The following is a 12,232-nucleotide window of genomic DNA, read 5'->3' as shown; positions in this document are numbered from 1 at the left end:
TGATATTTTAAGATAACTGTTCAGCGTCCTGGCAATTATGTGCAAAATACTGTCTGCCAGATCATTACGCTTCTCTCAAATATTTTAAATATGCCCCGAATGCAGACGGTATGGCATAATGTTGCTGTGTTTCCTCTCGTCCTGCAAAGAAAAAATCCTGTGTCAGTTCTCCGTCCAATGAAGCCACCTTGATCTGATAAGCTTTCATTCTCCACTCAATATGAGAAAAGATATGCTTGGAATCAGGAAGTTCACGAATATATAAGGGATCCAACCCCAAGTCTCTCACATAGGACAGGACCTGTGTTCTGCTATAGTATCCCAGCCTATTGGGAAATTCATAAAGCCCGGCCAGTAACCCTTTCCCTGGTCGCTTCCGCAGTACTGTGCAGCAGCCATCCTGGATAACCAGAACTGTCCTCTCTTCAATGGATCTTGATTTTTTCTTTGCTTTAACAGGATATGCTTCCTGATGGCCGCTTATATATGCCCGGCAGAACTCTTTTACCGGACAAATATTACATTTAGGTGAGCCTGATGGTACACAGACCATAGCTCCAAGCTCCATCAATGCCTGATTAAAATCCCCTGGTGCCAGCACCGGAATAATGTCAGATAACTGCTTCTCGATCTCTGTACGGACTGCTGTCTTCATAATATCCTGTGGGTTTTCTGTAAGCCTTGTCACTACCCGGAGCACATTTCCATCCACAGCAGGAACAGGAATCCTGTAAGCAATGGAAGCAATTGCACCGGCTGTATACCGGCCAATCCCTTTTAAGGATAAAAGCTTCTCAAAATCCTTTGGCAAATGCCCGTCATACTGCTCCACTATCTGAATTGCCGCCTTTTGCATATTCCTTACCCTGCTATAATATCCAAGCCCTTCCCACAGCTTCATAAGCTCTTCTTCCGGACAGATGGCAAGGCTCTGGATATCTGGCAATCTGCTGATAAATCTATTAAAATAAGGCTTTACTGCCTCAACCCTTGTCTGCTGAAGCATAATCTCAGATACCCAGGTATAATATGCATTATCTTTATCACGCCATGGTAAATTGCGCTTAACTGCATTATACCATGTAAGAAGCGGCTCCACAATTTCTTTTTTCACTGTCTGCTCACTCACTGCTCTCCTCCAAGAAAACCGGCACCTTACTGTTGATCTTCATCTCATCTGGTGTTACAATACACTCTCTTGCCAGGATCTTCACACCTGCCTGCTGTGCCTTCACAAGCGCCCTTCCGAATGCCTGGTGTGTTTTCCAGTTTGGTTCAAATCGAAGCACCTGCTCCATCTGAATCACCAGAAGAAGATAGGCCTCATATCCTTCTTCAAGACATCGGATCAGTTCCTCCACATGCTTTACCCCTCTTATGGTAGGTGCGTCAGGAAAACGTACCACACCATTTTCTTCAAGAGTAACGCCTTTTACTTCTATAAATGCTTTTCTTTTTTCTGATTCTGCATAAATATCAAAACGGGAATTACCGAAAGTTTTTTCAGTTGTCACACTTACTTTTTCTGGAAAAAGTCCTCCCTCCCGTATCCACTCTGCAGCTGCCTGATTCGGTGCTGCTGAATCCATATTGATCAGTCTGTTTCCTTTATAAACACAGACCAGGTCATATGCTGTCTTCCGTGCCGGATTGTCACTTTTCTCCAGAATCACTTCTGTGCCCGGAATCAGCAGTTCCTTACACCTGCCTGTATTCTTTACATGAACAGTTTCTCTTTGTCCCTGGATATCCACAATTGCAATAAAACGATTGGGTCTTTCCAGAAATATTGCTCTTACTATATGTGCGTATTTCATTTTTCTCCTATCTTCTTGTTGTTATATTTTTCCTAATGTGAAAGTTATAAAAGTCATATTCAAGAATGCCTCGGCATTCTTGCTGCGAGGTGCGCGTCATGCAATTGCATGACATACTTCTCCTGCGCACCTCTGCAATCCTGCCGGAGGCTATATCAGCTGGGGGATTGACTCCCAGCTGATATGCCTTTTCCTAAAAGGTAGTTGCTTTTTTCTTCTGTCTCTAATAAAATGATTACAATGTCAAAAGGTCTGATCCCACCTGTGCTTGCACTAGGGTGGGAGAATAACCTTGGGACACGCTATCAAAAAACAAGTGAGGTTACATATTCATGGATGGAATCATTTTTGATGTAGACGGAACTATCTGGGATGCTACTGAAGTGGTAGCAAGGACATGGACCCATTATGTGAAAGAACATACGCAGCTGAATACTGTGATCACAGCCCCTATGTTGAAGTCCTTATTCGGTCAGCTTCTTCCCGATATTTCAAGACAGCTTTTTCCTTCGCTTTCCCAGGAAGACCAGCTTAAGCTGATCAATATTCTGTGTAAAAAGGAGCACGAAGCCCTTAAAAAGGAAGGTGCACCTGTTTACGAAAACATGGAGGAAGTACTGAAAGAACTGTCCGGTCGTTTTCCTCTTTTTATTGTAAGCAACTGCCAGGCAGGCTATATTGAGCTTGTTATGGAAAAGACAGGCTTTGCCCCAATGATCACAGACTATCTCTGCCCAGGTATCTCCGGACAGGCCAAGGCAGAAAACATTATGGCACTTGTAAAAAAGCATCATCTCCATGCCCCTGTATACGTAGGCGATACCAAAGGGGATTTTGAAGCATGCCAAAAGGCCGGTGTAGATTTTATCTTTGCCTCTTACGGCTATGGAACAGTAGAAAATCCAGACTATATCATAAAAAAACCAGCGGACCTGCTTACGATCTGCAGGTAGATCCGCTGGCGGCAGTTATTATTTCCTGCATCTGGTACGAATGTACCAGATCAGAACTGCTGAAATAACAAGAATGACTACAAAATAAATAATGGATGCTGTAAATCCCTGAAAAAGCATATTTATCCCTGTAACAGCACCATAGCAAAGCAGTCCGATCCCAGAAGCTCTCTGTAATTTTTCTTCATCATAAAGCTTCTTCCGTAAATCTGCATTTCCGCCCTTCATAAAAAAATCCCCATGTCCTGTAAGCAGCATAACTCCCACTACCAGCGACACAACAGTAATAAAAATGTCCAGTGTTTCCCCCATCGTTCTTCTCCAATCTTTTTAAATATGCATCCATTCCTGCTTAATAAAAGCAAATGATCGGTACATCATATTGAATAATATTATACAGGATCGCTGCATTGGCAGGAGGCATGTTGATACATCCGTGTGATCCTCCATAAAGATATCTGTCACCGCCAAAGTAAGGCTGCCAGGATGCATCATGAAATCCTATGCCACCGTTAAAAGGCATCCAGTAAGTAACCTGTGTCTCATATTCATAGGTGCCGTCTGGCTTCTGCTTGCCTCTTAATACATCTGGGCTCTTCTTCCAGTACAAAGTATAAATACCTTCCGGAGTCTTCCGATCCTCATACTGCATATCCCCTGAAACAATATCTGAATCAAAAATAATGCTTCCGTCCTGATAATAATACATATGCTGTCCAGACAGGTCAACCTCAATATAGGTATTGCCCAGGTCATTATAGCCGTGAGATTCTGCTCTTTTTGAATATGCAGGCTCACGGACTGTCTGAGTACCACTGCTGATCTCCTGGGTCAGCTGCTCTACTTCCTGTGCCTGGTCGATCTTCCATCCATAAACAGAGCTATATACATACACTGTCCGGCCGCTGGTAGTATGAAATTCTCTGGTAGTTCCAACTGTATCATGATCCTTTGCCAGCTGCGCCACAAAATCTGTAATATGCTGCTTAAAGGATGAATCATCTCCGCCGATCAGCTGACCTTTCTCATCTACTTCCAGCCAGTCCTTCAGGGTGCCTCCGTCCAGCGTAACCTGCTGGTCGCCAAAAGTATAGGTAATGCTTGCCTTTGTATAATTATTATATGCATCTCTGGCAGCCTGCAGATCCGGACTGTCACTGGTAACTGCTGCCTGAACATACACCTCCGGATCACTTCCCAGATCCACAGTAGTCTGGCTGCCTGCCACTGCCGCATCAAGTACCTTGTAAGCTTCCTTTACTTTCAGTTCACTACCCTGTGTCTCAGGAACGATCTGAAATTCACTGCCGTTTAAAGCAACATATGCATTTTCTGGCTTTACTTGATTCTCTTCTTTTGCACAGCTTAATGCCTTCACCTGATTCTGCAGCAAAGTCTTATCATAGGTGGCATTTTCTTTGGTGGTGTAGCTTCTGGTTTCAAAAAAACCACGGATCCACTCATACGGCTTCTGGCTTTTTAAAAGCACCAGTATCTCACCATCTGATGCATACTGATAATTAATACTGCTTCCTGAAATACTCTCAGGCTCCTGGTCTCTCGCCAGGACCTGAATAGAATAGTTCTCTACCTGCCCTGCAATGGCCTGCTCCACCTCATAGGCTGTCTTGCCTGAGCAATCCAAACCATTGATCTGTGTTCCACGAAAAAAATGGTTAGAATAGTAGTATGATACAGCTGCATAAGCACAGCCTGCAGACACGATCATCATTGCAGCTACTATCCCTGTAACCTTCAGACCTTTATGCTTTTTCTTATGCTTACGGGGAACTATTGCTGAATCCAAATCCTCATCTGTGATGGGCACATATGCGATTTTCTTTGGACGGGCAGACCTTCTGGATGAAGATTCCTGCACACGCTTCCGGGAAAGCTGCTTCTTTTCTTCCTTATGCCCAGGAACATCCTCTTCATACTCATCCTCGTACTCCGGGTCTTCCTCTTCATGCTCGTCCTCGTACTCCGGGTCTTCCTCTTCATGCTCGTCCTCGTACTCCGGGTCTTCCTCTTCATACTCGTCCTCGTACTCCGGGTCTCCCTCTTCATACTCGTCCTCGTACTCCGGGTCTCCCTCTTCATACTCGTCCTCGTACTCCGAATCTTCCTCCTCATACTCATCTTCGTCTGTTGTGATCGGATCCATTGCTTCATTAATCCTGTCTTCAATGGATGGCTGGCTTTCCCCGCTTCTTCTCTTTTTATTGCTCATCTATACTCTCCTCAATGGCAATCACTCTCTCATAAAATGTCACGTGCTGTTATTATAACACACTTTCTCTTTTTATGTGACTTAAACTATAACTTTATTTTATCCTTACCTATCCATTTTATCCTTTAGTCAGTTCGTTTTTGTAATCTCTCTTTACCGCTTTACAGAATATCTTTCATAACACGCAATGCATTTCCCTGCCACATTTTATCAATCACCCGCTCTGGCATTTTGTGCTGGAGAAGAGCTTCTCGAAGCTTGTACAATTCATCACAGCTTTTGATCTGCAGCTTTCCCTCTATGCCATCAAAATCCGTTCCCAAAGCCAGCACATCTTCGCCACCTACCTGATAAATATGTCGGATATGCTGAAGCATATGGGCTATACTGCTTTTCCCGTCTGTTCCCAGAAAATCCGGGCAAAAGTTCAGGCCGATCACGCCACCTTTTTCAGCAATCGCTGTGATCATACTATCTGTAAGATTACGTGGATGAACAGTAATGGATCTTGCATTACTGTGAGATGCAATAAAAGGCTTCTGAGTATGCTTTGCCACATCCCAGAATCCACCATCAGACAAATGCGAAACATCCACAATGATGCCTAAGCGGTTCATTTCTTCCAGTGCCTGAAATCCAAAGCTTTTCAGACCGCTGGCCATCACTCCTGGATCATTGGAATTAGGATATCCGATCTCATTCTCATAATTCCAGGTCAGTGTGATCAGGCGAATCCCTCTGTTGTAAAAATGCTGCAGTTTTTCCAGACTGTTTCCTACAGGAGTCCCATCCTCCATTGTTAAAAGTGCCCCTGTTTTGCCGGTGTCCATACACTGCCGGATATCCTCACATTTTTTTACAAAAATAACTTTATCATGGCACAGTCTGAAATTTTTCTCAAACACATCGATCATATGATTAGCAGTTACATATGCCTTTTCATCCCGCCTGGTGGTTCCATATTTACCTACATCAAAAAAAGTAGAAAAACACTGTATCAGTGCTCCTGCCTTCTCAAGCCGTTCCACATCCACACTGTATGGATTATGCATCAGATCTCCCCTGTGAAAAACCGATGCCAGTTTTGATACTGTATCACAATGTAAATCAATCATTTGTTGTTCTCCCAAGTTTTCTTTCTGTATCTTTGATCACATAAAAATACATAGTGATCAGAAGTATAGTTGCCACTATCCAGGCTGCCGGGCTTGCAAGACAGGCTCCTGCGTAGCTCTTCTTATGCGCAGCCACCACAGCTGTCACACCTCTGCCCACAAGCTCTGCCACACCGGACATCATAGGCAGAAGGCCATATCCCATACCCTGGATCCCGTTTCGAAGCACATTTACAAAATGCAGAGGAATCGTGAAAAATCCCACACATTTTACATATGTATCCACCATAGGCAGTACAGAATCGATATTATCTGAAATGAAAAGATATGCATAATATTTCCCCCAGAAGATCAATATTGCACCGGTAATAATGGCATAGGACACTCCTATGATATTGGCACTGCGAAAACCTTCCCGCACTCTTTGCACATTTCCTGCTCCTACATTCTGTGCATTATAAGTAGCCATTGCTGTGCCCAGGGCCACATATGCCTGTGAAAATATATTTTCCACTTTCTGCCCGGCTGTAAATGCAGCAACTGCATAGGCTCCCAAGATATTCAATGCACTTTGCACCATCATTGCCCCAATGGCTGTAATGGAATACTGAAGCCCCATGGGAATCCCTACGCTGATCTGATTCTTTGCCAGATAGGGACGGTATTTCCAATCATCCCTGGAAAGATGCAGTTCCGGCACTGCCTTTATAATATAAAGCAGACACAGAAAACCAGAAACGCCCTGTGACACCACCGTAGCCCAGGCTGCTCCTGCTGCCCCCATATGAAATATCACAATAAAAACAAGATCCAGAACAATATTTAAAAGTGCTGCCAGGATCAGGAAATATAAAGGTGTTTTACTATTGCCTAGTGCTCTCAGAATACTTGCCAGAAGATTGTACAACACCTGCGCAAAAATCCCACCGCAAATGATCATGATATACGCATAGGCATCTTTGAAAATATCTGCCGGCGTATTCATAAACTTTAAAAGACTGTGCATTCCAGCCATACTTACAGCCGTCATGACTACAGATACAACAATAGACAAAAGCGCAGCATTTCCTACTGTCTGACGCATTTCATCCATTTTCCCTGCACCGAATTTCTGTGCTGTAAGAACCGTAAAGCCAGCGGTAAGGCCAGTCAGAAATCCAAGGATTAAAAACATGATAGTCCCTGTGGAACCAACCGCTGCCAATGCCTTCGTGCCCACAAACTTTCCTACAATGATAGCATCTACCATGTTGTAAAACTGCTGAAATACATTTCCGATAAACACTGGAATGGTAAAATCCAGTAAGATTTTCATCGGCTTTCCTGCAGTCATATCTGTCCGCATGTTTATTCCTCCTTATACAGACATTTGTCCAAAACCGTATATTTTTGCTGTGTATCCATAATAGCAGAGAGATTATAGCAAAAAGCCCCTGCTTCCGCAAGGGCTTTTTCGCGTATTTTCAGTATGATCTTTTCGTAATTTTTGTGAATTGTGTGTATAATAAAATCCTGGATTATTTCTGGACCAGAAGAGATTTTCCTGTCATTTCTTCCGGCTGTTCCATACCCATCAGCTGAATCAAAGTCGGTACAATATCTGCCAGGCATCCATTCTCTCTTAATGTATATTTAGGATCAGCATTAACCAGGATAAACGGAACCGGATTGGTTGTATGAGCGGTAAATGGCTCACCTGTCTCATAGTCGATCAACTGCTCTGCATTACCATGGTCAGCACAGATAAACATCTGACCGCCAACTTCCTTCACTGCTTCCACTGCTTTTCCAACGCAGGCATCTACTGTCTCCACAGCCTTGATTGCAGCTGCCTCAACACCTGTATGACCTACCATATCCGGATTAGCAAAGTTGATAATGATCACATCATACTTCTGTGAACGGATGGCATCTACCAGTTTGTCACATACCTCAGGTGCGCTCATCTCAGGCTGCATATCATAAGTAGGAACCTTAGGTGATTTTACAAGGATCCTGTCCTCACCTTTATTCGGCTCTTCCACACCTCCGTTAAAGAAAAAGGTTACGTGTGCATACTTCTCAGTCTCAGCAATACGGGCCTGGGTCATATTATGAGCTGCAAGATATTCACCAAAGGTATTATGAAGTGCCACCTTATGGAAAGCTACCAGCTTGTTTGGAATGGTATCATCATAATCTGTAAAGCATACATAAGTAAGATCCAATCTCTTCTCACGTTCAAAGCCTGTAAAATCATCTGAACAGAAAGCTCTTGTGATCTCACGTGCACGGTCTGGACGGAAGTTAAAGAATACTACGGAATCTTTATCAGAAACAACGGCTACCGGCTGTCCATTTTTCTTAATCACTGTAGGAAGAACAAACTCATCTGTTTTTCCATTGTCATAGGAAGCCTGTACTGCCTGTGCAGCATCTGTGCCTTCTACGCCTTCACCCTTTGTAAGAGCCTTGTAAGCCAGCTCCACACGATCCCAGCGATTATCACGGTCCATTGCATAATAACGTCCGGATACAACACCGATCTGTCCTACACCGATCTCATCCATCTTCTTCTGAAGTTCTTCAATATATCCTTTTCCTGATGCAGGCGGTGTATCACGGCCATCAAGGAAGCAATGTACATAAACCTTTTTCAGGCCTTCTCTTTTGGCCATTTCCAGAAGTCCGAACAGATGCGTGATATGGCTATGCACACCGCCATCAGAAAGAAGTCCCATGAAATGAATGGCAGAATCGTTGTCTCTTGCATTTTTCATAGCTGTAAGAAGTGCTTCATTCTTAAAGAAGTCACCATCCTGGATCTCTTTTGTGATCCTTGTAAGTTCCTGATATACAATACGGCCTGCGCCCATATTCATATGTCCAACCTCGGAGTTACCCATCTGGCCTTCCGGAAGACCTACTGCCAGTCCACTGGCGTTTCCTTTGACAAATGGATACTGAGCCATCAACTTATCCATCACAGGAGTAGCAGCCTCATATACTGCATTTCCGTCATGTCTTTCATTTAATCCATAACCATCAAGAATCATTAATACGGTTGGTTTTTTACTCATAATTTCTCCTTTCGCATGTCAATTTCCATATACACGGATTGTCTTTGAAATCCGTTTCACAGAAGCACGGTTAGATAATTCCTGGATAGCTGTCTTGAAATCGCCCTCCCGTACTTTTGCAGTGATCACAACTACTTCTGCACAGTCATCATCCTTGCGCTCTTTCTGAATGATCTGTGCAACACTTACATGATATTTTGCAAAAACCTCTGTCATCTCAGCCAGCACACCACACTTGTCTTCCACATGGAGTCTGAGGAAATACCGATTATAGGTGCTTTCCATTTTTTTCACTGGAAGCTGCTTATAGCAGGTACATCCGATCCGTCCGCAGCATCCTGCCAGGATATTGCGTACGATCTCAAAAATATCCCCCACAACAGCACTTGCTGTAGGCATTTCTCCTGCACCTCGTCCAAAGAACATGGCATCCTCCACAGCATCTCCATGAACAAATACTGCATTATAGGAATCATTTACTGTAGCCAGCGGATGAGTACTTGGGATCAACATAGGGCACACATATGCCTCTACCCCTTCTTCTGTATTCCTTGCCACACCAAGAAGCTTTATATCGCATCCCATCTCTTTTGCATAACGGATATCCTTTGCAGAAATCTTGGTAATTCCTTCAATATACACATCATCAAACACAACTCTGGAATTAAATGCAACAGAAGCAAGAATTGCCACCTTCCGCCCTGCGTCCAGTCCGTCAATATCTGCGGTAGGATCTGCCTCTGCATACCCAAGCTCTGTAGCAAGGGCAAGAGCATCCTTAAATTCCATACCATCCTGGGTCATCCTGGTGAGTATAAAGTTGGTAGTACCATTTACAATACCCATAACCTCTGTCATATGATTGCCGGCAAGACTCTGCTTCAGCGGCCCAATGATGGGAATGCCTCCTGCTACCGCTGCTTCAAACATAAAGTCTGCTTTCGTCTCCCCAGCAGCTTCCAGAAGCTCCCGTCCATGTACTGCGATCAGGTCTTTATTAGCAGTCACCACATGCTTACCAGCCTTAAGCGCATCCAGAATGTACTCTTTTGCAGGATGGATGCCGCCCATTACCTCGATGACGATCTCTATGGAAGGATCGGCAACGATCTCCTTCCAGTCATTGGTAAGAAGAGAATCATCTCCCAGCTTCCTGGCAGCTTTTTCAAGATTTCGCACAAGGATCCGGGAAATCTTCACCTTGCATCCAAGCTTTGCTGTCATCTCTTCTTCCTGGTTTTTCAATACTTTATATACACCTGTTCCAACAGTGCCCAGCCCCAAAAGGGCTGCTTTTATGACTCTTTCTTCCATCGGAGTCCCCCTTTTTGTATTCTTACTGTACACAGCGTTCTACTTAAGATCCGCTGCGCTGTCTGTAAAAACACAGATGGATCTGCTGCGCCTTTAATAGTATGGCAGAAACAGGGATTTGTCAAGCATGAGAGCCTTGAAAACAGGCACTGTTCAGTTCAAACATGTTCATTTTTCTTTACTTCTTCCTCCAACTGACGCTGTAGAAAACCAATATAGCAAAAACATCCATACACCAGAAAACATATCCCAAAAGACAGAAATCCGGCTTTGATCCTGTATCCCGATTCTATGCACTCTTCCGGAATACCCACTGTCAAAAGAGAAAACAACAAAAAAGAAAAAAACATAGTAATAGCCACAGCCACAATTCTTTTACATATCTTCATAAACATCTTCTCCTTTTCCTGCTAATAGGGTAGTTATATACACACTATGATTAATACAATTTTACATTGATAATTACCTTATATCAAGAACAAATTGGACGGTATGTCTATATGATAAAATATGACCGCTTATGGGAAACAATGAAAAAGCGTGGCATTTCCCAGTACGCACTTTATACTTACTACGGGATCGACCGCTCACTGCTGGATCGTTTCCGTAAGAATAAAAACATAGAAATCTATACTCTGGATCGTATATGCACTATCCTGGACTGCAACATTGAAGACATTGTAGAGCATGTTCCGGATCCACCTTTGCAAAAGCATTAATACTACAGTTCTCTATCTGTATTTTTGTTTGCATTTCCGTATCCTATTCCTTTTTTGTTTTGCACCTGTCATTAGAGCAATATGGTCTATTTCATTCACTGTAATTCCCACTGCATTTTATAAGTTTCCTATGTCACGTGACTTTATCATCTAAAATAGTCTGATTTCATCTACGAAAAATCTTGAAATTCTTTCTTTTTTCTGAAAATAATCCTTTTTTATTTCTCAATTTGTGGATATAATGAAAGCAGGACTGAACTGAATAAAAAACTGCAGCTGTTCCGTTCGTTTAGGGAATATATACTCTGAAACCGCTGCAATATGAATTGAGAGGTTATCTTATGAATGTATTTGACATTTTAGGACCTGTTATGATCGGCCCTTCCAGTTCTCACACAGCCGGAGCCGCCAGGATCGGTCTTGTCACCCGTGCTCTTCTTGGCCAGGAACCGGTATCTGCCAACATACTTCTCCATGGATCTTTTGCAAAAACATACAAAGGCCATGGTACAGACAAAGCACTGGTGGCAGGCATCCTGGGTATGCAGACAGATGATGAACGAATCCGTTTTTCTCTGGATGAAGCCAGGAAACAGGGACTTGCCGTTACCATCACAACAGGAGAAATCGATGGTGCTCATCCTAACACTGCACAGATCACTCTGATCGGGAAAGACGGAAAGCAGGTATCCCTGCTTGGAAGCAGTACAGGTGGTGGAAATATTCTTGTTACACGGATTAATGGAATGGAAGTTTCCCTTACCGGTGAAAAGACTACACTGATCATTCTACACAAAGACGCTCCCGGTACGATTGCCGCTGTTACTGAACTGGTGGCAGGCTATGGAGTCAATATCTGTAATTTCCGGCTTTCCAGGGAATCCAGAGGCGGACAGGCCGTCATGACCATTGAAGTGGACGGCAATCTTGGGACTGCCATCAACGAAAAGATCCAGGGGCTTCCCAATATTTATTCCAGCATTATGCTGCAGCCAATTTAATGATTGCCACATCAAAAGTTGTGT

At 43.5% G+C, this 12,232-nt stretch carries 12 protein-coding genes; 3 read left to right on the top strand and 9 right to left on the bottom strand.

What is annotated here, in order from left to right; translation table 11 throughout:
- Positions 1-64: 64 nt before the first annotated feature.
- Complete coding sequence (gene mutY, locus OCV61_RS03095) at positions 65-1,129, bottom strand: A/G-specific adenine glycosylase (RefSeq protein WP_262582637.1); 1,065 nt, start codon at positions 1,127-1,129, stop codon at positions 65-67.
- Positions 1,122-1,817, bottom strand: coding sequence for a DNA/RNA nuclease SfsA (sfsA, locus tag OCV61_RS03090; protein ID WP_158420625.1), 696 nt, complete (start codon positions 1,815-1,817; stop codon positions 1,122-1,124). Before sfsA ends, mutY begins: the two co-directional genes overlap by 8 nt.
- A gap of 332 nt (positions 1,818-2,149) precedes the next feature.
- Here sfsA and OCV61_RS03085 point away from each other — a divergent pair, with 332 nt between their 5' ends.
- The gene (locus OCV61_RS03085) at positions 2,150-2,770 is read left to right on the top strand and encodes an HAD family hydrolase (protein WP_158420624.1); all 621 of its coding nucleotides are present in this window, start codon (positions 2,150-2,152) and stop codon (positions 2,768-2,770) included.
- 18 nt (positions 2,771-2,788) lie between these two features.
- On the opposite strand, the gene OCV61_RS03080 is transcribed toward OCV61_RS03085, so the two are convergent.
- From OCV61_RS03080 to OCV61_RS03050, 7 genes are all read right to left on the bottom strand, one after another.
- A complete protein-coding gene (locus OCV61_RS03080) occupies positions 2,789-3,082 on the bottom strand; it encodes a DUF3784 domain-containing protein (protein ID WP_158420623.1) in 294 nt (97 codons plus the stop codon).
- Positions 3,083-3,122: 40 nt separating this feature from the next.
- Complete coding sequence (locus tag OCV61_RS03075; protein WP_262582636.1) at positions 3,123-5,000, bottom strand: L,D-transpeptidase family protein; 1,878 nt, start codon at positions 4,998-5,000, stop codon at positions 3,123-3,125.
- Between the two features lie 161 nt (positions 5,001-5,161).
- Positions 5,162-6,115 (bottom strand): dipeptidase, encoded by a 954-nt coding sequence (locus OCV61_RS03070; protein ID WP_158420622.1) that lies wholly within the window; start codon positions 6,113-6,115, stop codon positions 5,162-5,164.
- Positions 6,108-7,460: an MATE family efflux transporter gene (locus OCV61_RS03065; protein ID WP_158420621.1), complete on the bottom strand. Its 1,353-nt coding sequence runs from the start codon at positions 7,458-7,460 to the stop codon at positions 6,108-6,110. The genes OCV61_RS03070 and OCV61_RS03065 overlap by 8 nt, the downstream gene beginning before the upstream one ends.
- Positions 7,461-7,632: 172 nt before the next feature.
- A complete protein-coding gene (gene gpmI, locus OCV61_RS03060) occupies positions 7,633-9,174 on the bottom strand; it encodes a 2,3-bisphosphoglycerate-independent phosphoglycerate mutase (protein ID WP_158420620.1) in 1,542 nt (513 codons plus the stop codon).
- A gap of 18 nt (positions 9,175-9,192) precedes the next feature.
- Complete coding sequence (locus OCV61_RS03055; protein ID WP_158420619.1) at positions 9,193-10,488, bottom strand: homoserine dehydrogenase; 1,296 nt, start codon at positions 10,486-10,488, stop codon at positions 9,193-9,195.
- Positions 10,489-10,646: 158 nt separating this feature from the next.
- The gene (locus OCV61_RS03050) at positions 10,647-10,877 is read right to left on the bottom strand and encodes a hypothetical protein (protein ID WP_158420618.1); all 231 of its coding nucleotides are present in this window, start codon (positions 10,875-10,877) and stop codon (positions 10,647-10,649) included.
- 111 nt (positions 10,878-10,988) lie between these two features.
- Between OCV61_RS03050 and OCV61_RS03045 the strand changes: the two genes are divergently transcribed.
- Both OCV61_RS03045 and sdaAB read left to right on the top strand, forming a co-directional pair.
- Positions 10,989-11,207, top strand: a complete 219-nt coding sequence (locus tag OCV61_RS03045) for a helix-turn-helix domain-containing protein (protein ID WP_158420617.1) — start codon at positions 10,989-10,991, stop codon at positions 11,205-11,207.
- Positions 11,208-11,548: 341 nt separating this feature from the next.
- Complete coding sequence (gene sdaAB / locus OCV61_RS03040) at positions 11,549-12,208, top strand: L-serine ammonia-lyase, iron-sulfur-dependent subunit beta (protein WP_158420616.1); 660 nt, start codon at positions 11,549-11,551, stop codon at positions 12,206-12,208.
- Positions 12,209-12,232: the final 24 nt, after the last annotated feature.

The sequence above is a fragment of the Blautia ammoniilytica genome (assembly GCF_025566965.1).
GTDB lineage: Bacteria > Bacillota > Clostridia > Lachnospirales > Lachnospiraceae > Blautia_A > Blautia_A ammoniilytica.
Note: the sequence above shows the minus strand (reverse complement) of the source record. Positions and strands in the feature narration are given on the sequence as shown.

What these genes read in the sequence shown, in the direction of transcription:
- sdaAB (WP_158420616.1), top strand. Translation starts at nt 11,549, where the DNA reads ATGAATGTATTTGACATTTTAGGACCTGTTATGATCGGCCCTTCCAGT.
- OCV61_RS03070 (WP_158420622.1), bottom strand. Translation starts at nt 6,115, where the DNA reads ATGATTGATTTACATTGTGATACAGTATCAAAACTGGCATCGGTTTTT.
- OCV61_RS03050 (WP_158420618.1), bottom strand. Translation starts at nt 10,877, where the DNA reads ATGAAGATATGTAAAAGAATTGTGGCTGTGGCTATTACTATGTTTTTT.
- OCV61_RS03085 (WP_158420624.1), top strand. Translation starts at nt 2,150, where the DNA reads ATGGATGGAATCATTTTTGATGTAGACGGAACTATCTGGGATGCTACT.
- OCV61_RS03065 (WP_158420621.1), bottom strand. Translation starts at nt 7,460, where the DNA reads ATGCGGACAGATATGACTGCAGGAAAGCCGATGAAAATCTTACTGGAT.
- gpmI (WP_158420620.1), bottom strand. Translation starts at nt 9,174, where the DNA reads ATGAGTAAAAAACCAACCGTATTAATGATTCTTGATGGTTATGGATTA.
- OCV61_RS03055 (WP_158420619.1), bottom strand. Translation starts at nt 10,488, where the DNA reads ATGGAAGAAAGAGTCATAAAAGCAGCCCTTTTGGGGCTGGGCACTGTT.
- OCV61_RS03080 (WP_158420623.1), bottom strand. Translation starts at nt 3,082, where the DNA reads ATGGGGGAAACACTGGACATTTTTATTACTGTTGTGTCGCTGGTAGTG.
- sfsA (WP_158420625.1), bottom strand. Translation starts at nt 1,817, where the DNA reads ATGAAATACGCACATATAGTAAGAGCAATATTTCTGGAAAGACCCAAT.
- OCV61_RS03045 (WP_158420617.1), top strand. Translation starts at nt 10,989, where the DNA reads ATGATAAAATATGACCGCTTATGGGAAACAATGAAAAAGCGTGGCATT.
- OCV61_RS03075 (WP_262582636.1), bottom strand. Translation starts at nt 5,000, where the DNA reads ATGAGCAATAAAAAGAGAAGAAGCGGGGAAAGCCAGCCATCCATTGAA.